Consider the following 23,452-nt stretch of genomic DNA (forward strand, 5'->3'; position numbering starts at 1 on the left):
GATGAACATTATTCAGTAAATAACGTCTCGTATTTCACAAAGGCGGTTTGAGTTTCGCCATAGTAGAGCGTGCCTTCGGCTTGAATCGCGACGCGGAGCCAACTTTCCGCTGAGGCAGGTTTGGGTAACGTAACGTACCAGTTTTGACCTGCTTGATCGGCTGAAACCATATCGATAGGTTGACCTGTTTGATCTTGGCTGTCGACCAATGAGAGTTTGATGCCCTCGAGTGGAAATTGAGACTTCAATGAGAGCTGTAGCTCAGATTGGGTGAGCTTTTCTGAACGAAACTGCACTTTAAATTCACCATTTTCCATTCCGCAAAGACCGCTGGTATATCGGCAGTTGGATTTGGCAATCAACTTATAGCTTTGTCCTTCTTTGGCTGCGTGAGGTTTCTCACTGACCGCCATATCAGCACCGAAATAGGCGATGATCGATAGAATTGGGGCAACTAATAGAGCGACTATAAAGTGCTTATTTTTGAACATCTTGGCTTCCTTGCTACAACAGACTTCGAATACGGTAACGCAAAATTTGGAATAAAAAAGCCCCAATAGGGGCTTTTGTGGTTTAGATATTGTTATTAGTGGTCAACAGCGTCGCCAGCACCTGCAGGTACACGTACGTGTTCAACCAAGTCTTTCACTTCTTGTGGCGTTTCAGCAGTGACTTTCGACACACCGAATGCAACGATGAAGTTAAATAGAGCACCAATTGCACCGAATGCGTTTGGCTCAATGCCTAGGAACCAGTTGCTACCCCAGCTTTCTAGGTAAGTCCAATCAGCAACGAATAGGATGCCTTTGTGTTGGAATACGTAGAATAGCGTGATACTGATACCTGCAATCATACCTGCGATTGCGCCTTCTTTGTTGATGCCTTTACTGAAGATACCCATCATTAGTGCCGGGAAGATGGACGATGCAGCAAGACCGAAGGCCAACGCTACCGTACCGGCGGCAAAGCCTGGCGGGTTGAGGCCGAGATAACCAGCCACCGCAATCGCCACCGCCATGGAGATCCGACTGGCGAGCAGCTCTTTCTTCTCAGATATATTCGGATTAATAACACCTTTGATTAAGTCATGGGATATCGCGGACGAGATAGCCAGCAATAAACCTGCTGCCGTTGATAGTGCGGCTGCTAGACCACCGGCTGCCACTAGAGCGATTACCCAGTTTGGTAGCTTCGCAATCTCAGGGTTAGCCAGTACCATGATGTCACGGTCAACTTTTAGCTCATTGGTTGCTGTGCTAGAAGTGTATTGGATGTTGCCATCGCCGTTCTTATCTTCGAAACCAAGTAGACCTGTTTTCTCCCAGTTCTTGAACCAGTCTGGACGCTCATCGTAAGCAAGGTGCTGACCTGGCGCTGGATTCACTGTATCCATTAGGTTTAGACGAGCCATTGCAGATACTGCTGGAGCAGTTGTGTATAGGATAGCGATAAAGACTAGAGCCCAACCTGCAGATGTACGTGCGTCGCGTACCTTAGGTACCGTGAAGAAACGGATAATTACGTGCGGTAGACCTGCTGTACCGATCATCAGTGACATGGTGTAAACGAACATGTTCAGCGTGTCGCCACGGACTTGCGTGGTATATTCACTAAAGCCGAGTTCGGTCACCACTTGGTCGAGCCTATCGAGTAGATAAACATCGGTGCCTTGTATGGTACTACCCAAGCCAAGCTGAGGCAGTGGGTTACCCGTCAGTTGCAGAGAGATAAAGATTGCAGGGATAGTGTAAGCTAAAATGAGTACGCAATATTGAGCAATCTGCGTGTAGGTAATGCCCTTCATGCCGCCCATTACTGCGTACATGAATACGATACACATACCGATCAGAAGACCCGTTGAGTAATCCACTTCTAGGAAACGACCGAATGCAACACCCACGCCTTTCATCTGACCGATAACGTACGTGACCGATGCAATGATAAGACACACAACCGCAACGATACGTGCCGCGTTTGAGTAGAAACGCTCACCTACGAACTCTGGTACAGTAAACTTGCCGAACTTACGTAGGTAAGGCGCAAGTAGTAGTGCGAGAAGTACGTAACCGCCTGTCCAACCCATTAGGAATACAGAGCCGCCGTAACCCATAAAGGCAATCAGACCTGCCATTGAGATAAACGATGCTGCAGACATCCAGTCAGCTGCGGTTGCCATGCCGTTAGCGATAGGGTTTACACCACCGCCTGCAACATAGAACTCTTTAGTTGAACCAGCACGTGCCCAAATCGCAATACCGATGTAGAGGATAAAGGTCGCACCAACAACGAGGTAAGTGATAGTTTTCAAATCCATCTGAGTTACTCCTTACTCATCTACGCCGAATTCACGGTCAATTTGGCGCATTTTCCACGCGTAGTAGAAAATAATACCTAGGAAGGTATAGATGGAGCCTTGCTGAGCAAACCAGAAGCCTAGCTTGTAACCACCTAGTTGAAATTGATTAAGTACGTCGACAAATAAGATGCCGCAGCCAAAAGAAACGACAAACCAAACCACCATTAGGTTGATCATCAGTTTTACGTTTTTGTCCCAATAGGCTTTGGCTTTATCCTGACTTTCAAACGCCATTGCCGCCTCCTTACGATTGGTTTTGTTGTTAAGGAAATGTTTCAACATCTACATTAGCAAGGGTGGGGCAAGAACTCTTTTCAACTTTAGTCGGGGCGTATAAAACAAAAAGCGCCTAAAAATTAGGCGCTTAAATAGATCTGGTGAGAAATTGTGATGTTAATGTTGTGTTAAATTAGCCAAAAGTCTAATGTTTGCTGGTCTATTCAGCGGAAATTTATCCACCGAGATAGAAATCTTTAATCCCCATCAGCAGATTATTCACGGCTACCGCGGCTAAAATAAGCCCCATCACCCGACTAATAATCGCAGCGCCGACGTTGCCAATCCATTTCTGAATATGAGTCGCACCCAGTAGCAAAAGCAACGTAATCAGTAGCACCACAATCATCACGGCTGCGGTTAATCCTTGGTCGATCAGCGAATAGCGATGGTTGTCAGTGAGCATCACGATGGCCATCATCGCTCCCGGTGATGCAATCGACGGAATGGCGAGAGGGTACACAGCAAGGTCGGCGAGATCGGAATGGCTGATTTCCTCACTGAGTTTTGTCTCTTGTTCAGGCTTGGACTCACCAAAAATCATGGTCAGTGCAAATAGCAACAGTACCAGCCCTCCCGCTGCTTGGAAGGCGGGTAAAGGGATTTGCATGGCTTCAAGTAAAAGCTGACCCACCACAAGGAAAAACAGCAGCACCCCAGTGGCAATGCCCACCGCTTTTAACGCAACAAGTCTGCGCTGCTTAGCGGTTAAGTGATGAGTTTGTGATAGGTAGACAGGGACGGAGCCGACCGGATCAATCACGGCCCACAAAACGACGAATTGAGTGATTAAGACACTTAGCAAGAGATATACTCCCAGAGTTAGTGAACAGAGGGGTAAATCAGATTGTTGCCTGACTCGGAGAGTTTAGCAAAGCTTACTATTAAAAAGTGTCAGGCTGGCGTCAGTTAAGCTTCAGATTCAAGCTGCTGAAGTAGAATGACAGCTTGAGTTCGGTTTTTTACCCCTAACTTCCTAAAGATCGCCGTCATATGGGCTTTGATGGTCGCCTCTGAAACATTTAATTCATACGCAATCTGCTTATTGAGCAGGCCATCAGATAGCATTCCGAGGACTTTGTATTGCTGAGGTGTTAAGGTGGCAATTTTCTGAGCCAAATCGTTGCATGCCGCATTGTTGGTGATCGAGCCTTCAGGGAAGAAGGGTTCGCCATTGAGTACTTGATTCAGTGCGCTAACGAGCTCGCGCATGTCACTTGATTTTGGAATAAAGCCAAACGCGCCATGGCTTTTCACTTGGGTGACGACCGACGGCTCTTCACTGGCAGACACCACCACAATAGGCAGATCTGGGTACTCGGCTCTCAGGTGAATTAAGCCAGACATGCCATTCGCGCCAGGCATCTTGAGATCAAGCAGCAGAAGATCAGGTTCCTCTTCACGAGCGAGTACGGCAAGTAAGGCGTCTAAGGAATCCGCTTCGAGCAAGTTCGCGCCGCTGACCGCCATGTGAACGGATTGAAACAGCGCATTTCGAAATAGCGGGTGATCGTCAGCGATGATGATGTTGTAGGTCGAATCCATGACGTTAAGCACTTATAACAATTTGGTTAACAGAATTATTGTCACCTTTAGCAATGTGGACAATGTTTATGCACTAAAAGTCTGAACTGTATCGGGTTTTATTAGAAAAATTGCATATAGATGAGCGAATTGCGTTTTGGAACTATAGCCGCGTCAACGTTCGCGGCAGGTTATAAGGCTTTTGGCTTATGGGTAACCTAAAGCTCATCTAGCGATAGTAAGGCTTAAAAGAGGCAGGGATGAGCTGTCGCGCCTTGAGTCTTCAAGGCGCGATATAAATGGTGCTTATAGGTTATGGGTGACCAAATGCGCTAAGAAAGGTTCGGCTCGCATAAAGCCGGTGACGCGTGCATTGCTGATGGCATTTCCGTTTGCGTCCCAAAAATCGATAGTGGGTAGGCCTAACACCTTCAGTTCTTTAAGCAGCTCAATATCTTGCTGTGTGTTCTTCGTGACATCGGCTTGAAGGAGAACAAAACCTTGCAACTTGTTTTCGACATCTGGCTGGTGGAAAGTGTATTTCTCAAACTCTTTACAGGCGACACACCAATCAGCGTAGAAGTCGAGCATCACCGGTTTACCCGCTTGTTTGGCGAGCGCGAGTTGCTGATTCAACTCGGCGACATTGTTGATGCGCTGAAACTCAATGGTTGACAGCACTTGCTGCTCGCTGTGATTGCCAAACCAATAATTGAGCGCGGGTTGGGCGGACGCAAACAAGCCCAAAACGGCAATAATACCGACCGTACTCTGCTTCCAACCGCCAAACTCTAAACTGTTCTTAATATGGTAAAGCCAACCGAATGCTGCGATACCCAGTGCCGACCACAAGCCTGTTGCCCATGCTTCCGGCAAGATGCGCTCAAGCAAGAAGATTGGCGCAGCAAGTAACACGAACCCAAATAGCGTCTTCACGCGATCCATCCAGTTACCTGCTTTTGGTAGCAGTTTATTACCAAACACAGCAACCAGCATCAGTGGAATGCCCATCCCGAGCGCAAGTGCGTAGAGCGCCACACCACCGGTGAGCAAATCGCCGCTTTGAGCTACGTAAAGAAGTGCGCCCGACAGTGGGGCGGTGGTGCAAGGTGAACAAACTAGTCCAGAAATCGCCCCCATAGCAAAGACGCCCCAAGAGCTTCCGCCTTGCTGCTTGTTACTGAGGTTATTGAGCCAAGTTTGTGCGCTACTTGGCAATTGAATGGTGTATAAGCCAAACATCGACAGCGCCAGCGCGACAAATAAAACACTCAAGCCAATCAAGACATAAGGATGCTGCATGGCGGCTTGGAATTGTAAGCCCGCAGAGGCGACCACTAAACCGAGCAAGGTGTAGGTCAACGCCATCCCTTGCACATAAATAAAGGCTAAGCCAAGAGCGCGTCGGTGGCTAAGCTTGCCGCTGCCTAACACGATGCTGGTTAAAATAGGGTACATAGGCAAGACACAAGGCGTAAAAGCCAAACCCACGCCAAGGGCAAGAAACAGCAGTGGTGTCCACCAACTGTCGCTAAGTTTGGCTGCTAGACTTGTTTCCTTAGATTGTGGTGCGCTTTCTTTGCTTGGAGTATTGATGGCGTCGGCTTTAGCGTCACTTTGCGCAGGAATGACATTAGACGCAGAGTCAAACTCAAAGCTGGTGACATCAATCACCCGTGTCTCTGGTGGGTAACAAAACCCCGCTTTTGCGCAGCCTTGATATTGGATAATCAAACGCGCCCCAGATTGGTAATCGGCTAGGTTAATTTCAGCAAAAAGTGGTGTGGTGTAAATGTTTACATCACCGAAAAACTCATCTTTGTAGGGCTCCCCATCACGCATCTCGACCTGGGCGACATTGACATTCTCTCCCGTGACGGAAATACGATGCTGATACAGGTAGTAGTCGGGTTTTACCTGCCAATCGAGGAAGACACGATTACCCTGTTGGTAGAAATTAAACGGAAAGGCTTCATCGACAGGAACAAACGTATTGCTGTTGTTTGCAAAACTCGGACTGGAGTTGGAATTGCCAAAGAGCGCCAATGCAGGTGCAGAAACGACCGTAAAACAGAGAATAAGCAGTGATAAGGCGAAGCGCATAAATTCGTCACTTGAGTAAAATTTGGTTTATTTTAACTCAATAAGACAGGGAAGGGCGGCAATTAGTTTCATCGATAAGAAAATTACTATCAGTGATGATGTTGGGCTAGGTTTTCGCCTAGCCCGAAATCTTATGCGACGCCAAGTCGAGTGCGAACCACGCGCTCACATGCGTCGATGTTGTCGGTGTCTTTCGGGATCACCAATACCGTGTCGTTACCGCCAACGGTACCTAGGATCTCGGTATGCGGATCAATATCGACTAAGCGAGCCACTAACTGGGCGCTGCCTGGGTGTGTCTTGACCACCACCATGGCTTGGTTGTGGGTAATGAACTCTATTTGCGAAGATATCGAGGATTCGACGCGCACAGGGGCGGTCTCTACTGTAATGCAGTAGACTTTTTTGCCACACGCATTTTGCACTTTAACCACACCCAACTGTGACAACAAGCGTGACACAGTCGATTGGCTGATGCCTTCGAAACCAATGTTAATTAAGGCTTCACGCAGTTCGTTTTGAGTGGCAAAACTCTGTTGTTGTAGCAAGCGCTTACAAGCCGCTGTCAGGGTTTTATCTTCGGTATAATCGATGTTCATAGGGTTTAGAGTTTCACTCATGGGAACTCCTCAGGTGACGTACGGATAAATCGTCCATGTAAACTTAGGCACTCCATTCTCCCTTCTGTGCCCAACGCTTGAGCGGTCACTCTATCGTGGTGACTTAGTTGAATATGGAGCCAGTTTACCACCAAAGATAGTGCGGCTTTGTGAATGGGATCGCCAAATAAAAAACTAAGTAAAATCTTGATTTTTGGTGATTTGTTCTGAATGGATTGGATATTTATCCTATTGGTTGAATAAATATCCAACGAATCAAAGGGCTACAGATGGTAGCCCTTGAAAAGTGAGCTTAACGTGCTTCGGCCATGATTTCGCGTGAGAATACTTTTTCACAGTAGTGACATTTCAGGTGCACGTTTTCCTGTTTTTGTTGAACTTTAAAGCGGCTTTCTACCGGTTCACCATGAGAAATACAGTTGCTGTTCGGGCAGACAAACACACTTTCAATGCTCTCTGGTAGCGTTAAATTCAGCTTGCTTACCACCTTGTACTCTTCGATTTGATTAACCGTCGCTTTTGGCGCGTAGAGTGCCAGTTGACTTGCTTGCTCTTTGGTTAAGTAGGTGTTCTCAATCTTGATCAGATCTTTTGCGCCCAGCGCTGAAGATGGCAAGTTAAGACCAATCGTAATGCGCTGATTCGCTTTGTGCATTTTGAACAGCTTTAGCACTTTGATACCAACGTGCGCAGGAATATGGTCAATCACAGAGCCGTTGCGGATTGCTTCTACTTGTAGTTGAGTTTCTTTCACCATGATGTCTCTCCTGCTGATTAAATGTTTTCGTTAAGAACTAGGGCAAGTAATGCTTCGCGGGCGTAGACGCCGTTTTCTGCTTGTTCGAAGTAGTAAGCATGCTTGGTTTTATCGACATCGACGGTGATCTCGTCAACACGTGGTAGAGGGTGAAGCACTTTTAGATTGTCGCGCGCACCTTCAAGAGTGGCGGCGGTTAAGATGAACGCAGACTTCATGTGCGCGTACTCAGATTCGTCAAAACGCTCTTTTTGTACGCGAGTCATGTATAACACATCCAGCTCTGGCACCACTTCTTCAATGTTGTTGTGCATGCTGAACTTGATGCCTGCTTCTTCAAGCTCTTCACAGATGTATTCTGGCATGGCCAGTGCGTCAGGTGCGATAAAGAAGAAGCGCACATTGTCGAATTTCGCTAGCGCTTGAGTAAGAGAGTGTACGGTTCGGCCGTATTTTAAATCACCGACAAAGGCGACGTTGAGGTTGTCTAGTGTGCCTTGCGTTTCATGGATAGAGAACAGGTCGAGCAGCGTTTGAGTCGGGTGTTGGTTTGCACCGTCACCGCCGTTAACAATCGGCACGCCATTAGAAAACTCAGAAGCAAGACGTGCTGCGCCTTCTTGTGGGTGGCGCATCACAAATGCATCCACATACGATGAGATAACTTGAACCGAGTCCGCCAATGTCTCGCCTTTTTTCGCCAGAGACGTGTTACCACCGTTGTCAAAGCCGATTACGCTGCCACCCAAACGCTCAACTGCCGTTTCAAACGATAGGCGAGTACGCGTTGAAGGCTCAAAGAAGCAGCTGGCTACTACTTTGTTTTTCAGCAATTCAGGGTTGGGTTCTGCCTTTAATCTTGCTGCGGTATCGACGATAAGCTCTAGCTCTTTGCGGCTGAGCTCTGGGATGGAGATGATGTGCTTTTTAAACAATGAATGCGCCATAACAGTGTGTCCTTGTCTCAAATCAAACGTAAATTACAGACAAAAAAAAGCCCCCTAAAATAGGAGGCTTTAAAATAGAATCAATGGAGAAAATGAAACAGACAACGATCCCGATTCTGGGCGCGTTTGGTAACAACAATTTGTTGTCAGTGGCTGTGTCATTTTTGCTACTCCTTAGACAAATTGCGGAGGATTATACGCACAAAAAAACGCCTTGCAAGCGTTTGCGAAAAGTATCCAGAAATTGGATTTTTATGCGAATTTCGCATATTTTCGCTTCGTTTTCTCAGTCATTGTGAGAACTTGCTTGAAGGCGTTTGGGTCGCTATTTTGTTTCAATCTGTGTGAAAAAAAATGCGGACTTTATTCATGGAGTGATAACCCTAATCCTGCCGTCCGCATTTCCCTGCAGATTAGTCGCCTAGAGTAGCAACCATTACAGCTTTGATGGTGTGCATGCGGTTTTCTGCTTCGTCGAATACGATAGAGTGTTTAGACTCAACCACTTCGTCTGTTACTTCCACACCGTCTTTCAGTTGTGGGTATTCCGCCGCAAGCTGTTTACCAACTGTTGTGTCTTCACCGTGGAATGCTGGTAGGCAGTGCATGAATTTCACATGTGGGTTGCCTGTTGCTTTTAGCATGTCCATGTTGACTTGGTAAGGCATCATTAGGTTGATACGCTCAGCCCATGCTTCTTTCGCTTCGCCCATCGATACCCATACGTCAGTGTATAGGTAGTCACAGCCTTGAACGCCTTCTTGAACGTCTTCAGTTAGCGTGATCTTCGCACCTGTTTCTTCTGCGATTTCGCGACATGTTGCTACTAGCTCTTCTTCTGGCCAGAATGCTTTTGGTGCGACTAGGCGAATGTCCATGCCCATTTTCGCTGCGCCAACCATTAGAGAGTTACCCATGTTGTTGCGCGCATCACCTAGGTAAGCAAACTTCATTTCGTGTAGCTGTTTACCACGGCCGTGTTCCATCATAGTTAGGAAGTCAGCTAGGATTTGAGTTGGGTGGAATTCGTCTGTTAGGCCGTTCCATACTGGCACGCCAGCGTAAGCGCCTAGCTCTTCAACGATTTCTTGACCGAAACCACGGTACTCGATGCCGTCATACATGCGGCCAAGAACGCGTGCTGTATCTTTCATTGACTCTTTGTGACCGATTTGAGAACCAGATGGGCCTAAGTAAGAAACTTGAGCGCCTTGGTCAAATGCTGCAACTTCAAATGCACAACGTGTACGAGTTGATGTTTTCTCGAAGATTAGGGCAATGTTTTTGCCTTTTAGACGAGGTTGCTCATAGCCGTTGTATTTCGCTTTTTTCAGCTCCGCTGATAGATCCAAGAAGTGTTGGATTTCACGTGGAGTAAAGTCTAGTAGTTTTAGGAAGTTACGGTTGCGTAGGTTGAAAGCCATGATGTTTTCCTTCTTAGGGTATAGCGCTCTCTTATTGCAGGGAAAGAGGTAAGAAAACGCAGAAATTAATAGTGTTTGTTGCTTTAAGTGTTTGCCACAGTGGGGAGCGAGGCATGAGTGTCATGATTCAACGAGGGTCGACGTCTCGATGACTCGCTCCAGCTATGGGGTAATAATTCGTTTAGCCTTTCGTGATATTGGTGCCTGCGGTACCTTGAAGGATGCGTAAGCCATCTTCCAAAGAGCCGATACCGACCACTTTTCCGCCTTGCTTGATGAACTCGCACGAGGCTTCGATTTTTGGTCCCATGGATCCTGCATCAAACTCGTATTTCGCCAGCTCAGTTGGCGTTGTGCCGCGCAGTGCGTGCTGTGTTGGTTTGCCCCAATCTAGGTAAACAGCATCAGCGTCAGTCAGGATAAGCAGTGCATCGGCATCAAGTTGTTTCGCGAGGAACGCAGCAGACATGTCTTTATCGATTACCGCTTCAACACCCACCAGTTTGCCGTTTTCGCGCTTCACTGGGATGCCGCCGCCGCCGGTACAAATCACCAAGTGGCCTTGTTCGATAAGCGCAGTGATTGCTTCGTGCTCGATGATGCCTGTTGGTTGTGGGCTAGGAACCACGCGGCGGAAGTGCTTGCCGTCTGGCTTGATGGTCCAATGGTATTTCTCAGCCAGTTCACGCGCTTCGGCTTCTTCGTAAATTGGACCAATTGGCTTAGTTGGGTCCGCAAATGCTGGGTCGTTTGGATCCACGGTCATTTGCGTTAGCATGCAAGTTGCGTTGACATTCGGCATTTGGTTTTTGAACTCTTGCATTAGCATGTAACCGATCATGCCTTGCGTTTCGCTGCCTAGTACATCAAGTGGGTAAGGAGCGACTTTTTTGTATTCCAAACCTTGCAGTGCCAATAAGCCAACTTGTGGGCCGTTACCATGAACAAGTACGACGTTGTACTCTTGTGCGATTTCAGAAATGGTCTTAACCGCGATTTCGATATTGTGGCGTTGTACTTCTGCTTCTAATGGCTCACCGCGACGAAGTAGAGCGTTACCACCTAGTGCTACAACAACTGTTTGTTTTGTCATGTTGAAAATCTCTCTGCAGGGGGCGAGAGCCAGAACTCTCGCCTTTTAGTCACTTACTTAGATGCCGTCACGTTCGATTGGGCAGCTCATGCAGCGAGCGCCGCCGCGACCACGACCTAGCTCATCACCTGGGATAGGTAGAACTGTGATGCCTGCTTTGTCGTATTTTTCGTTGGTGTAAGTGTTGCCTTCGTAGCCAATAACAACGCCTGGTTTCACGGTTAGAACGTTGTTTGCATCGTTCCACTGTTCGCGTTCTGCGTGGAAGTTGTCACCACCTGTTGTGATTAGGTTTAGCTTGTCTACGCCCAGCGCTTTCTCGATAGCGGTAACGAAGTAGCCTTCTTCTTTCACGTTGACAGCGCCAGACTCATCGCCAGTTAGGCTCCAACATTTCACATCTTTGCGAACCACTTCTGGGTAAACCGAGAAGGTGTCTTCGTTCATGTGTGTCATTACTGTGTCTAAGTGCATGCAAGATCGGTGTTTTGGTAGCTCCATTGCGATGATTTGTTTCGCTTGACCATGTTTGAATAGGCTAGATGCCAAGTGCTCAACACCTTGCGCCGTTGTACGCTCAGACATACCGATAAGAACAGTGCCACGACCGATAACAAGAACGTCACCGCCTTCGATAGTTGAGTTGTCGTAGTTAATGTTCTCTTCATCGCCGAAGTACTTAATGAAGTCTTGGCCAGCGAATGTTGGGTGCCAGCGGTAGATTGCGCGAACATGGTTTGTTTCGCGTTGACGAGCTGGTTTCGCCATTGGGTTGATTGATACGCCGCCGTATACCCAGCAAGAAGTATCGCGAGTGAATAGGTGGTTTGGTAGAGGTTCAATAATGAAGTCTGTTGGCGCATGTAGGCCTTGCATCATTGAAGAAGACTTCATTGGCATCTCTGCGTAAGAAAGGCCACCCGTTAGAATTTTTGCTAGCTCTAGGTTTGGAAGATCACCTAGGTAGCAACGAACGTCATTGGCGAATGTTTTACCCAAACGGTAGTCTGATACTTGGCGGTTTAGTAACCATTCTTTCGCTTCTGGCACGGCTAGCGTATCGGCTAGTAGGTCAGTAAGAAGAAGAACTTCAACACCTTGATCGCGTAGAGTTTGAGTAAATACGTCATGTTCTTTACCTGCACGCTCTACTGCCAACACGTCATCAAATAGCAGATCGTGACAGTTAGATGGTGTTAGGTGAGTCAGAGCTCGTCTAGGGCGGTGAACAAGAACGCGACGTAATTGACCGATTTCAGAACCTACGTAAAACTTACTCATGATCGTATCTCTCTTATTTTTAATTAGCTTTTAAATAAAGCTAATATTTAATTTGTAGGGAAAAGAAGCGTGAATTTATTTATTCACTTATTTGTTCTGGAATTAATATTACGCCTCTCTGGGGAGGAATCTTAGAGATCGCTCACAATTCATTTTTTATGCTCAAAGCCCCGTATTTAAAGGGTTTTAACAATATCTATGCACTTGTTATTTCGCTGTGAACACCCTAATCACGCATTATTTGGGGAAGTTTATGCATGAAATATTCACCAAGGTTTGTTGTTAGGTGTAGAAAGGGAAATGTATTCAAAAATAATTGCGTGATAAAAAAGTGAATAAGTTAGAAATATGCACTCAAACTTTCTAGATAAGTGTTTTTTAGGTCGAAATTAATCCTCTGGTAACAAATGTTTTGTTGGTAACTTATACATAGATCACAAAACTCAGTTTGCCAGTTCCTAGAAATTTTCTGTTTGAAATAAATAAAACTGTGCCATGAAGATAAAATACCTAATATAAAAACGTTCTGTTATTTACTCTTTTTATTTGTTATCGCTATAACCTTGATGACAACGCTATTTAGCGTGGCTTAGCGGCCAGTTGAAGGGAGAGTGTTAGGTGGTTGATTCGTAAAGGGAGAGGCGTGAAAAACGCTGGGTTTGCGTCATTGAAGATGTGTTCGACTTTGCGGGCTCCGGTGATCAGGCCAAATAAAAAAAGCCGCACAAGGCGGCTTTTGAGTAAGGCTCGCTGTTCTGTGAGCCTGGGCAAGGAAAAGTCAGTGTTAGATGATTGCACCGATACTGAGTACTGCGATGCAGAACAGAGCTAGAATCGCAAGCAGTGGCGCTACCCATTTTACGTAACGGACGTAAGGAACTCGGGCAATCGCAAGGCCACCCATGACCACTGCCGACGTTGGAGTCACTAGGTTCACCAGACCTGAAGCAGATTGGTACGCCGTTACAACTAGGTCGCGACCTACGCCTGCAAAGTCAGCCAATGGCGCCATAATTGGCATGGTCAATACCGCCAGACCTGAGCTTGAAGGCACTAGGAATGACAACAGTACTTCAAGGAAGAACATTACGTTGATGAACACAACAGACGATAGACCAGTCACCATTTGCTCAGCTGAGAACAGAATCGTGTCAGTGATCATACCGCGGTCCATGACCACTACGATACCACGTGCGATACCGATGATTAGCGCAACACCCAGTAGGTCACGAGCGCCGTCAATAAAGCTGTTGGTAAACTCTTCTTCGCTCATGCGAGCAACCAGACCAATGATGATGGTTGATGCTAGGAACATCGCTGAGATCTCAGCCATCCACCAACCTGCAACCGATACACCGTAGATCATGACCGCGAACGAGGCACCAAAGATACTTAGGATAAGCTTGCGAGTTCCGGTGAATTCTAAGCGCTCGCCAGTTTGGTTACCTAGGAAGTGAGCTTTGTTTTCTTCGTATTTATCGTAAACCACAGACGTTGTTGGGTCGTTGCGAACCATACGAGCATAACGCATCACGTAAGCGACACAGATAACCCAACCGATAAGCAGAGCGATTACACGTAGCACGATACCATCTGTAAATGGAATGCCCGCTGCGTTTGCCGCGATAACGGTGGCGAATGGGTTGATTGTAGAACCTAGAGTACCAATACCCGCGCCAAGTAAAACAGTAGCTGCAGCAACTAGAGGGTCAAAGCGCGCCGCCATCATGACTGGAACAAGCAGGGTATAGAAAGGCAATGATTCTTCTGCCATACCATAGACGGTACCGCCGGCCGCAAACAGTGCCATCAAGATAGGTATCATCAACTCTTCACGACCCTTTAAGCGATCGGTCACGCGTTCGATACCAGCATCAATGGCCCCTGTTTTGGTTACAAGTCCAAGGAAACCACCGATGATCAAAATGAATAGTGAAACGTCAATCGCCGCAGCTTCGTAGCTATTGTGGTCATAGAAACCATCAATCGGTGCAAGAAGTACGTCAATCACGCCTTGAGGGTTACCGTCTACCGCTTGATAGGTACCGGTAACAGGAACTTCTCGACCTAAGTCTTCATTCATTACGCGATCATATTGACCTGCTGGCACTATCCATGTCAGTAGAGCAACCAGTGCAATCAGTACGAAAAGAATTGTATAGGCGGAAGGGAATTTAAAGTTGGCAAAGAAGCCACCTTTTTTTTCTTCAGTAGGTACAGTTTGGGTTGTCATGGTGATCTCCTTACTTTTATTTATGTGTCCACAAATAAAAGTGAATCAGCGACTATTAGATTTAAAAAATAAATAACTTAGGGAATAAGTTATTGGTAAATTTGTTTTTATTTAATTAGGAACTTATTAGCTCTTGTGGGTTATTTTAAAATGTCATTCACTCTGTAACTTTGGTGATCTTCACAAAAATATTCAGTAAAAAATAGGTGGTGTGACGAGTGGTTTTTTTATGTGGTTAATTGGTTAGAAAGAAGGGATTTCTATGCCGAAGGATTGATGTAACCCCTTTTGTAAGGGGCGGTAAACCAGTAAAAAAAAGATAGGTGGGAATTTTATTCAAAGCGGCGGATTTAAATGCACAAAGAACTTTCGAGAACTTTTTTGATTAATATCAAACTTGATTTGTGACCTAGGTTTTTTTACTAAGGATGAAATAAAAAAAAGAGGAGCCGAAGCTCCTCTATCAGACATTGGTGAGTCTAAATAAATAGACTGCCGAACGTAAAGCCTAGCGCAACAGCAGAGGCAATCGTCACCACTCCAGGAATAAAGAACGGGTGGTTAAAGACATAACTACCAATGCGTGTTGAGCCTGTGTCGTCCATCTCAACCGCGGCAAGCAGCGTTGGGTAAGTTGGCAGTACAAACAGTGCACTCACTGCTGCAAAAGAAGCAACGGCTGTCAGCGGAGCAACACCGATTGCGAGTGCTGCTGGCATTAGCGCTACAGTGGTTGCACCTTGTGAGTAAAGCAGCATGGATGCAAAGAATAGAACCAACGCAAGCATCCAAGGGTAGTCTGCCAATAGCGCGCCAGCGACTTCTTTAATGCCGTCAACGTGCGCATTAACGAACGTTGAGCCTAGCCATGCCACACCAAGAACGCACACACAAGCTGTCATACCAGAGCGGAATGTTGCAGCAGATGGAATTTTTGCCGCGTCAATTTTAGTGATCATCACGATTGCTGCTGCTGCCGCTAACATTACTGTCATGATGGCTTCGTTGCGCCCTAGTGCAGGGTCAACGATCAGCCCTACAGACTTAGAAATGGCGGCTGCGTAGCAAACAACAAAGCCAATTGCCGCAAGGAAGATGTAGGTGGCTGTCTTCGCCGTTGGCAAGATCTCACGCTTCGTTTCCGTCGATAGCTTGATGAGTCCTTTTTCTAGACGATCTTGATAAATCGGATCATCTTTCAACTCACTGCCCATAAAGTTCGCGACAAACGCACCAATCATACAAGCGACGAAAGTGGTTGGAATACAAACCGCAAGCAGTGTTAGGTAGTCAACACCCATTGGCGCAAGCATCGCTGCAAACGCAACTACCGCAGCAGAGATTGGCGAAGCCGTAATCGCGATTTGTGATGCGACAACCGCGATAGAAAGCGGGCGAGACGGACGTACGCCTTGGCCTTTCGCAACTTCTGCGATCACTGGCAAGGTTGAAAACGCCGTGTGGCCAGTACCTGCCATTAGTGTCATTAGGAAAGTGACAATCGGCGCGTAAAAGGTGATGCGCTCGGGGTGCTTACGCAAAAAGTTTTCTGCCACTTGTACTAACCAGTCCATACCACCAGCAACCTGCATCGCTGCGATTGCGGTAATCACTGACATGATAATTAAGATGACATCGATCGGAATAAACGCCTGGCTAGTAGGAACACCCAAGACCAGTGATAGGGCTATCACACCCGCACCACCCGCTAAACCAATACCGATACCACCAATTCTTGCTCCCAAATAGATGAAGAGCAGAACGACGATGAGTTCGACTGCTACCATATTGTTACCTCATAAAGTGTATTTTGATTTTAATTATCTAAACACTCTGCTCTGCTGTTGAATGTTTAAATAATGAGGCTCACAAAAACCATGCAATGAATAGGGTTAACCGTATGCAAGCCTAAAAAAGGCCCCGTTTGGGGCCTTATCGATTCGCTTATTCGTAGCGTTTTGCTTTATAGGTTGGGTGCATAAAGTTTTCGACGCAAAGAATGTCGTCCAACTCTTCTGCGGTGAGTAGCCCACGCTCCAGTACCACTTCGCGCACGCTCTTACCTGTTTCCGCACAAATCTTACCGACGATGTCACCTTCGTGGTGGCCAATGTATGGGTTTAGGTAAGTGACGATACCGATAGAGTTATAAACGTAGGCTTCACACACTTCTTTGTTGACTGTGATGCCATCGATACACTTATCACGTAGGTTCACACAAGCATTTTTCAAGATGGTGATTGATTCAAACATGCTTTGAGCAATCACTGGCTCCATCACATTAAGTTGAAGCTGGCCGCCTTCTGCTGCGAACGAGATAGTGTTGTCGTTGCCAAGCACTTTGAAACACACTTGGTTAACCACTTCTGGCACTACTGGGTTGACTTTCGCCGGCATGATAGAAGAGCCCGCTTGAAGTTCAGGCAGGTTCAGCTCGTTGAGACCCGCACGAGGACCAGAAGAAAGCAGACGTAAGTCGTTACAGATCTTAGACAGCTTAACCGCTAGACGTTTTAGCGCGCCGTGCGTCATTACGTAAGCGCCACAGTCAGAGGTCGCTTCGATAAGATCTTCAGCAGGCACCACTTCAAGGCCAGTCACTTCCGCTAGGTGCTTCACTGCTGCCGCTTGGTAGCCTTGTGCTGCGTTCAAGCCAGTGCCGATTGCGGTTGCGCCTAGGTTGATTTCCAGTAGCAGTTTTGAGGTGTAATCCAACGCACGAATCTCTTCGTTTAGCGTTACCGCCCATGCGTGGAACTCTTGACCCACTGTCATCGGTACCGCGTCTTGAAGCTGAGTACGACCCATCTTCAATACGTCTTTAAATTCTTGTGCTTTAAGTTCGAAGGCACCTTTTAGGTACTCAATCGCTTCCATTAGCTGGTGAACACTGTTGTAGACCGCAATACGGAATCCCGTTGGGTATGCACAGTTAGTGGATTGGCTCTTGTTGACGTGGTCATTTGGGTTAATGAACTCGTATTGACCTTTCTCTTTGCCCATCAGCTCAAGAGCAACGTTGGCGATCACTTCGTTGGTGTTCATGTTGACAGAAGTGCCCGCACCACCTTGGAAAACATCTGAAGGGAACTGATCCATGCACTTGCCTGTTTCAAGAATCAAGTCACACGCTTCAAGAATGTAGTTCGCAACGTCTTTTGGGATCACGCCTAGCTCTTTGTTGGCAAGAGCGGCTGCTTTCTTCGTCATCACCATACCGCGTACAAACTCAGGTACGTCAGAAATGGTCATGTTAGAAATGTTGAAGTTCTCGATAGCACGTAGAGTATGAATGCCGTAGTAGGCATCAGCCGGTACGTGACGCTCACCTAGTAGGTCTTCTTCGATACGGGTAGCAGGGGCTGCTGTTTTTGGAGCATCGGTTAGGGTAGCCATCACAGGATCCTTAGATAATTATTCTGATAATAAAGTGAATTACTAGCCAATCTGTAGTTTAAGAATCCATTCGTCAGAGTTTTAGGCTGTTAAATCCGTCCTGACTTATGTGGCACATAATACTGTACCTAGCGCATAAAAATAGTAACTGGATCACCTTTTTCGCTTTTGTTTAGTTAAAGTTTTGCAAGATATGAACAGGGTATGAATAGCCCTTTAGGGGTAGGGGTCTATTGAGGGATTTATCACGCTTTTTTACAGCTTCAATTTGAGCTCACACACCAGAGCACGTACACTGACATCAACAAAGGAGGGCGTGTGTTTCCTATCTTATTATTACTGTTTATCTTCGTACCTATTATTGAAATAGGCCTGTTTATACAAGTTGGTGGTTTCCTAGGTTTATGGCCAACCATCGCTTTGGTGCTGATCACTGCGTTTGTTGGCGCATCGCTAGTACGTAGCCAAGGGTTACAGACCTTAATGTCGGTACAAAACCGCCTTAATCAAGGTGAACTGCCAGCACAGCAAATCTTTGAAGGAGTCATGCTTGCCGTCGCGGGTGTGCTTTTACTTACACCTGGCTTTATGACAGATGCATTGGGCATGTTGGTGCTTCTGCCTGCCCCACGAGCAGCTATTGCGAAGTACCTGATGAGCAAAATGGTGGTAAAAACGGTCGGTGGTCAGGGCTTCCATGGCAGTTTTAATGGCGACCAGTTTGGGCAAAATCCATTTGAAAATGACCCGTTCAATCGCGACCCGTTCCAATCCCAAAAAGGAGATACCTTTGAAGGTGAATATGAACGTAAAGATGACGATGAGCAAAATCGATTGAAATGAAGGGTTTAAGTATCGAATCGAGGCGCTGCTTAGCGCCTTTTTTTGTTTGGTATTAACATCATTAACCACATTGTGTTTACATTTTCTGTGATCTTAGATTTATTACTCTAAAATTGAAGCGTTGATTTTATCAATAGCCGACAAATCTGTTGAAACGTCAATCACCTTCTATTTATGTCAATTATAGGTGAGATCTTTGTCTCACAAAGAGTGAATGTAATTTTACTTTCATACAATGAAACATGATATTTGCCACAATTCGTCAACAAATGGACGTAGACAAAAATATAACGAATGGTGGTGGAACAAATGAACAACACACTTTCTCCAAAACTTCTTACCCTCTGTATCGCCTCAGCACTGTCTGGCACGGCGAGTGCAGAGATAATCCTGTCTCAATATGTCGAAGGTGGTAGCTACAACAAAGCTGTAGAAATAGCCAATACCGGCACTGAAGCGGTTACATTAACTGGTTATGAGTTAGTTAAGTCTTCTAACGGTGGCGGTTCTTGGGCTAACAATATAGACCTGAGTGCAGTGACAATTGAAGCGAATCAGGTTTACGTTGTTGCTCATTCCAGAGCGAGTGATGCTATCAAAGCTGTTACAGACAACATCAATAGTGATGTGACAAACTTTAACGGTGACGATCCTATTGCACTACTTAAAGATGGTGCTGTGCATGATGTTATCGGGGTAATGGGCGATGTAGATTTTGGCAAAGATACTACGCTGGTGCGTAATAGTGACGCTTTGACCCCTTCCGCTACGTATCAAGCGGGTCAATGGACCTCTTTCCCGAAAGATAATATTGACGGCTTAGGCCAGCTAAATTCAGTTGAGCCACCGGCGCCTTTCGAATGTAAAGTCGATGGTGCAGACCCAACTTTCACTTCGATTCAAGACATTCAGGGTGAAGGCGATACATCCCCATTTATCAAAGGTTATCCGTTTAAGACCGAGGAAGACCACTATGTGACGGGCGTTGTGAGCGCTGTGACGACTGGTTTAACCAAAGGCTTCTATCTGCAAGCACTAGACAACGACAACAACCCTAGAACATCAGAAGGCTTGTTTATCCATACTGATTTTGCTGATACCGAGCTTAAAGCGGGTGATGTGGTTTGTGTGAAAGGCAAAGTACAAGAGTATTACAGTAATACTCAACTTGCGTCTGATGCAGAAAGCTATGCTAAGACCGGAACATCAACGGCTTCTCTGGTGACGCCATTGGTATTGGAAGAGGGTGAATCTCTACGCGACGCACTAGAGCGTTATGAAGGTATGCAGGTTGAGTTGACCGCAGCAAGTGATGTGTTTGTTACCCGTAACTTCTCATACGACTACGATTCACGCCGTAACAATATGCTACTTTCTCATGAAGGGCCGTTGTTTAAGCCAACTCAAGTACATGCGGCAGATAGCGACGAAGCGAAAGCGTTAGCAGCCAAGAATGCACAAAACCGTGTTTTCCTAGAGTCTGACGGCAAAGCGGCAAGTGGTCAAATTCCATACTACCCGGATTTTGCTAAGGACGTCGATCAAGACGGCTCCTCTGAGCACCATATCCGTCTAGGTTCTCGTGTTGAAGGTCTGCACGGTGTGGTTAACTATAGCTACAACGAATACCGTATCATCGCGACTAACGATGTCACCAACACGAATTTCGTTACGACAGGTGAAGGGTTTGATGTTGCGCGTAAAGCGATGCCAAGCATCAAAGAGTCTGACTTACGCGTCGCGAGCTTCAATGTACTAAACTACTTCACGAGTCACAGTTCCATTGGCGGTCCTCTAAACGTATCATGTTCTGACCAGGCTGATGCGGATGCATCTCGCGGTTGTAACCGAGGTGCGAAAGAGCTCGACGAGTTCTTGATTCAAAAAGCTAAGATCGTTAATGCCATGGTTAAGATGGACGCGGACATCATTGGCTTGATGGAAGTCGAAAACAACGGTTTTGGTGATGGCAGTGCGATTCAAGACCTTGTTGATGCTCTGAATGCAGAAATGGACGATACTAGCGATCACTACAGCTTCGTGGAGTTAGACGACAAAGATAAGGTGCAAGGTGAGTTCTTTGGCTCCGATGCAATTATGGTTGCGATTCTCTACCGCGCGAACGAAGTGACGCCGAACGGCGACGCGAAAGTGATCGTTACACCAGAGCAACATATCGCTAAGGACACCATCACTCGTAAGGATGGTGCGGAAGGTAACCCTGCCTATGACAAGTATCAGCGTCATAGCTTGCTACAAACATTCAAAGTAAAAGAGTCTGGTGACGATCTATCCATTGTTGTTAACCACTTCAAATCAAAAGGTTCGGAGTGTATTGAAGAGTGGATTGCTGGCGTCGAAGACAGTGAACCTGCGGATCTGCAAGGCAACTGTAACAACTTCCGTGTATCAGCCGCTCGTGCGGTAGGCGAAGCTATTAAAGATGTTAAGGGTGACGTGCTTGTCATGGGTGACCTGAATGCTTACGGCATGGAAGATCCACTATTGACCCTAACAGATTACTCGGCGACCACGAATAATTATGGTCGAGAGATCTACACGGCGGCCTACACGAGCATCGGTGGAGGTGAGGTCACTCCAAAAGCGACTAAGATTGAAGAGGGGTATGGCTACATTAACCTCAACACGTTATTGCATGGATCAGACACGTTCTCGTACACGTATTCTGGTGAGCTTGGTAATTTAGATCATGCCCTAGCAAACAGCAGCTTGGCACAGAAAGTCGTTGCTATTGAAGATTGGCATATCAACGCGCTAGAAAGTAACTTGTTTGAATATAGCAGCAAGTACACAGGTGACATGCCGAAGTACAAAGACGTGTATTCTGCTTCAGATCACGATCCAGTGCTGATTGCGATTGATTTCCCAGATACTGATATCGACTTACCTGAAGAGGGTGAAAACCTAACGGTTGAAGTTCGTCTTCCTGTTAATGCAGTTGTTGGGGATATCGTTACGGTTACACTAGGAGCGCCAGCTCAACAGGAGTCTGCTCGCACTGCTAACGGCGGTAGCTACACAGCAAGCGTTACGTTAGAGCAAGCACATATTGATGCTCGTAGTGTCAAGGTTGAGTTCGATGATGTTCCTGAGGAAGGTTCATATGAACTGGTTGAGAAAGTCACTGACTCAACGGGAACCAATGTGAAGTATGAGGCGACTCGTACTGTTGAAGTGGCGAAAGCTTCAACAGCTGACGACAACGAAGATTCAGATGGCGGTTCTACAGGTTTCGGCTTGCTGGTTGCTCTATCGGGTCTGATCGCTTGGCGTCGCCGCAAGTAACATGTGCAAATGAGAAAGAGCCAACGAATGTTGGCTCTTTTTTTATAGGTATTGGTCTTCTTCTAGGCATCGCTGTTGGTCAAAGTGATCATAGCGACCTTTAGGGCCTTTAAAGTGAATGTTCACCACCATACCTTTATCTACGAAGTAGCGCAGGTTATCGCAGGAGACTTCACGACCAATTTTCTTAATTGCTGTAGCATTCCACTGGTATCTCGATGGCAGTGTCTGCACTAAAGAGATAACGCCAGACTCATCGACAGTCAAATCATCAACACCTGCGAGTGCAGTGCGAGCTTCTTCAATGGTTTGTTTATCTGCTGTTGGTGTTGGAACATCTGACGTTGATTGACAACCAACCAGTGCGAGCGAAGCCACTAGGCTTGCGACGATTGCATTAAATTTCATTATATTTCTCTGTAACTATTTGTTGTGTATCTGCTTTTATTAGCAGCTCAATCATATGATAGATTTGCGGCGTGTATCTAATGTTTATTTGTATTTATTTTAATTATCGTTATCTGGAGCAAGTTTAAGAACATATTGCCCGAGCGATTATTACTTGCCTTTCTATCTTCTTATTGCACAATACCGCTCCTAACTTCGAAATACTTAGTGCTTGTTTCTGCCATGCTGTTAATTATCGATAATTACGACTCGTTTACTTACAACCTCTATCAGTACTTCTGTGAGTTGGGCGCTGATGTGCAAGTGGTACGTAATGATGAAATCGATATTGCAGGTATTGAGGCATTGGCGCCTTCGCACTTGGTTATCTCTCCTGGACCGTGTACCCCCAATGAGGCGGGCATTTCGTTGCAAGCGATAGAACATTTCGCGGGGCAATTACCCATTCTGGGAGTTTGCTTAGGGCATCAAGCCATCGCGCAAGTTTTTGGTGGCGAAGTGGTGCGCGCTCGACAAGTGATGCACGGTAAAACCTCGCCTATTCGACACAATGGACGAAGTGTATTTGCCGGCTTGAACAATCCACTCACCGTGACCCGATACCACTCGTTGGTGGTGAAAAATGGCACTCTGCCCGACTGTTTTGAGTTAACTGCTTGGACTGAGTTTGAAGATGGTTCTATGGATGAGATTATGGGCTATCAACATAAGACCTTACCGATAGATGCGGTCCAGTTTCATCCAGAATCGATCAAAACGGAGCAGGGGCATGAGCTGCTCGCCAACTTTCTGAAGCGATAAACCCTGACTGGGATCACCTTTCTTAACATTTCTTTCATAATTCAAGCGGCGAATATTCTGTGAAAAACTATTCGCAGCCTATGT

The 23,452-nt window shown here is 46.4% G+C and carries 19 protein-coding genes; 3 read left to right on the forward strand and 16 right to left on the reverse strand.

The genetic code is table 11. The features are described 5' to 3' along the window. Positions 1–8 precede the first annotated feature (8 nt). The 15 genes from OH458_RS17760 to aspA form a co-directional block, all read right to left on the reverse strand. Complete coding sequence (locus OH458_RS17760; RefSeq protein ID WP_269979318.1) at positions 9–491, reverse strand: hypothetical protein; 483 nt, start codon at positions 489–491, stop codon at positions 9–11. Between the two features lie 95 nt (positions 492–586). Continuing rightward, positions 587–2,314 (reverse strand): sodium:solute symporter family protein, encoded by a 1,728-nt coding sequence (locus OH458_RS17765; protein WP_269979319.1) that lies wholly within the window; start codon positions 2,312–2,314, stop codon positions 587–589. 12 nt (positions 2,315–2,326) lie between these two features. Beyond that, positions 2,327–2,590, reverse strand: a complete 264-nt coding sequence (locus tag OH458_RS17770; RefSeq protein ID WP_005470918.1) for a DUF4212 domain-containing protein — start codon at positions 2,588–2,590, stop codon at positions 2,327–2,329. Positions 2,591–2,807: 217 nt separating this feature from the next. Beyond that, on the reverse strand, positions 2,808–3,437 hold the full coding sequence (locus OH458_RS17775) for a MarC family protein (RefSeq protein WP_039473089.1): 630 nt from the start codon (positions 3,435–3,437) through the stop codon (positions 2,808–2,810). 104 nt (positions 3,438–3,541) lie between these two features. Next, positions 3,542–4,177: a response regulator transcription factor gene (locus OH458_RS17780; protein ID WP_005471143.1), complete on the reverse strand. Its 636-nt coding sequence runs from the start codon at positions 4,175–4,177 to the stop codon at positions 3,542–3,544. A 285-nt stretch (positions 4,178–4,462) separates the two neighbouring features. Next, positions 4,463–6,259, reverse strand: coding sequence for a protein-disulfide reductase DsbD (locus tag OH458_RS17785; protein WP_269979320.1), 1,797 nt, complete (start codon positions 6,257–6,259; stop codon positions 4,463–4,465). A gap of 131 nt (positions 6,260–6,390) precedes the next feature. Further along, positions 6,391–6,879, reverse strand: coding sequence for an arginine repressor (locus OH458_RS17790; RefSeq protein WP_005471135.1), 489 nt, complete (start codon positions 6,877–6,879; stop codon positions 6,391–6,393). Between the two features lie 292 nt (positions 6,880–7,171). After that, positions 7,172–7,636, reverse strand: coding sequence for an aspartate carbamoyltransferase regulatory subunit (gene pyrI, locus OH458_RS17795; protein ID WP_038139221.1), 465 nt, complete (start codon positions 7,634–7,636; stop codon positions 7,172–7,174). Positions 7,637–7,653: 17 nt separating this feature from the next. After that, positions 7,654–8,583: an aspartate carbamoyltransferase gene (pyrB, locus tag OH458_RS17800; RefSeq protein ID WP_005470974.1), complete on the reverse strand. Its 930-nt coding sequence runs from the start codon at positions 8,581–8,583 to the stop codon at positions 7,654–7,656. A 413-nt stretch (positions 8,584–8,996) separates the two neighbouring features. Next, entirely contained in the window at positions 8,997–10,007 is a 1,011-nt protein-coding gene (locus OH458_RS17805) for an ornithine carbamoyltransferase (protein ID WP_005470961.1), read from the reverse strand. A gap of 181 nt (positions 10,008–10,188) precedes the next feature. After that, the gene (gene arcC, locus OH458_RS17810; protein ID WP_005471046.1) at positions 10,189–11,100 is read right to left on the reverse strand and encodes a carbamate kinase; all 912 of its coding nucleotides are present in this window, start codon (positions 11,098–11,100) and stop codon (positions 10,189–10,191) included. A 57-nt stretch (positions 11,101–11,157) separates the two neighbouring features. Next, on the reverse strand, positions 11,158–12,381 hold the full coding sequence (arcA, locus tag OH458_RS17815) for an arginine deiminase (RefSeq protein WP_038192727.1): 1,224 nt from the start codon (positions 12,379–12,381) through the stop codon (positions 11,158–11,160). Positions 12,382–13,165: 784 nt separating this feature from the next. Beyond that, complete coding sequence (locus tag OH458_RS17820; RefSeq protein ID WP_269979321.1) at positions 13,166–14,614, reverse strand: YfcC family protein; 1,449 nt, start codon at positions 14,612–14,614, stop codon at positions 13,166–13,168. Positions 14,615–15,093: 479 nt separating this feature from the next. Then, positions 15,094–16,401: an anaerobic C4-dicarboxylate transporter gene (locus tag OH458_RS17825; RefSeq protein WP_005471049.1), complete on the reverse strand. Its 1,308-nt coding sequence runs from the start codon at positions 16,399–16,401 to the stop codon at positions 15,094–15,096. A gap of 157 nt (positions 16,402–16,558) precedes the next feature. Then, on the reverse strand, positions 16,559–18,010 hold the full coding sequence (gene aspA / locus OH458_RS17830) for an aspartate ammonia-lyase (protein WP_269979322.1): 1,452 nt from the start codon (positions 18,008–18,010) through the stop codon (positions 16,559–16,561). 318 nt (positions 18,011–18,328) lie between these two features. Between aspA and OH458_RS17835 the strand changes: the two genes are divergently transcribed. Both OH458_RS17835 and OH458_RS17840 read left to right on the forward strand, forming a co-directional pair. Continuing rightward, complete coding sequence (locus OH458_RS17835) at positions 18,329–18,853, forward strand: FxsA family protein (protein ID WP_039484443.1); 525 nt, start codon at positions 18,329–18,331, stop codon at positions 18,851–18,853. A 309-nt stretch (positions 18,854–19,162) separates the two neighbouring features. Further along, positions 19,163–22,159 carry an ExeM/NucH family extracellular endonuclease gene (locus tag OH458_RS17840; RefSeq protein WP_269979323.1) on the forward strand — a complete coding sequence of 999 codons (2,997 nt, stop codon included), beginning with the start codon at positions 19,163–19,165 and terminating at the stop codon, positions 22,157–22,159. 42 nt (positions 22,160–22,201) lie between these two features. On the opposite strand, the gene OH458_RS17845 is transcribed toward OH458_RS17840, so the two are convergent. Then, entirely contained in the window at positions 22,202–22,567 is a 366-nt protein-coding gene (locus tag OH458_RS17845; protein ID WP_005470904.1) for a hypothetical protein, read from the reverse strand. A 222-nt stretch (positions 22,568–22,789) separates the two neighbouring features. Here OH458_RS17845 and OH458_RS17850 point away from each other — a divergent pair, with 222 nt between their 5' ends. Further along, complete coding sequence (locus OH458_RS17850; RefSeq protein ID WP_269979324.1) at positions 22,790–23,368, forward strand: aminodeoxychorismate/anthranilate synthase component II; 579 nt, start codon at positions 22,790–22,792, stop codon at positions 23,366–23,368. The last annotated feature ends 84 nt before the right edge of the window (positions 23,369–23,452 follow it).

The organism is Vibrio sp. MarTm2, from assembly GCF_027587055.1.
Lineage (GTDB): Bacteria > Pseudomonadota > Gammaproteobacteria > Enterobacterales > Vibrionaceae > Vibrio > Vibrio sinaloensis_D.

Bases quoted from the DNA above. Each gene is read 5' to 3' on its own strand.
- pyrB (WP_005470974.1), bottom strand. From the start codon at position 8,583: ATGGCGCATTCATTGTTTAAAAAGCACATCATCTCCATCCCAGAGCTC.
- OH458_RS17825 (WP_005471049.1), bottom strand. From the start codon at position 16,401: ATGGTAGCAGTCGAACTCATCGTCGTTCTGCTCTTCATCTATTTGGGA.
- pyrI (WP_038139221.1), bottom strand. From the start codon at position 7,636: ATGGTGAAAGAAACTCAACTACAAGTAGAAGCAATCCGCAACGGCTCT.
- OH458_RS17790 (WP_005471135.1), bottom strand. From the start codon at position 6,879: ATGAGTGAAACTCTAAACCCTATGAACATCGATTATACCGAAGATAAA.
- OH458_RS17845 (WP_005470904.1), bottom strand. From the start codon at position 22,567: ATGAAATTTAATGCAATCGTCGCAAGCCTAGTGGCTTCGCTCGCACTG.
- OH458_RS17760 (WP_269979318.1), bottom strand. From the start codon at position 491: ATGTTCAAAAATAAGCACTTTATAGTCGCTCTATTAGTTGCCCCAATT.
- OH458_RS17805 (WP_005470961.1), bottom strand. From the start codon at position 10,007: ATGGCTTTCAACCTACGCAACCGTAACTTCCTAAAACTACTAGACTTT.
- OH458_RS17840 (WP_269979323.1), top strand. From the start codon at position 19,163: ATGAACAACACACTTTCTCCAAAACTTCTTACCCTCTGTATCGCCTCA.
- aspA (WP_269979322.1), bottom strand. From the start codon at position 18,010: ATGGCTACCCTAACCGATGCTCCAAAAACAGCAGCCCCTGCTACCCGT.
- arcC (WP_005471046.1), bottom strand. From the start codon at position 11,100: ATGACAAAACAAACAGTTGTTGTAGCACTAGGTGGTAACGCTCTACTT.
- arcA (WP_038192727.1), bottom strand. From the start codon at position 12,381: ATGAGTAAGTTTTACGTAGGTTCTGAAATCGGTCAATTACGTCGCGTT.
- OH458_RS17770 (WP_005470918.1), bottom strand. From the start codon at position 2,590: ATGGCGTTTGAAAGTCAGGATAAAGCCAAAGCCTATTGGGACAAAAAC.
- OH458_RS17765 (WP_269979319.1), bottom strand. From the start codon at position 2,314: ATGGATTTGAAAACTATCACTTACCTCGTTGTTGGTGCGACCTTTATC.
- OH458_RS17785 (WP_269979320.1), bottom strand. From the start codon at position 6,259: ATGCGCTTCGCCTTATCACTGCTTATTCTCTGTTTTACGGTCGTTTCT.
- OH458_RS17780 (WP_005471143.1), bottom strand. From the start codon at position 4,177: ATGGATTCGACCTACAACATCATCATCGCTGACGATCACCCGCTATTT.
- OH458_RS17850 (WP_269979324.1), top strand. From the start codon at position 22,790: ATGCTGTTAATTATCGATAATTACGACTCGTTTACTTACAACCTCTAT.
- OH458_RS17820 (WP_269979321.1), bottom strand. From the start codon at position 14,614: ATGACAACCCAAACTGTACCTACTGAAGAAAAAAAAGGTGGCTTCTTT.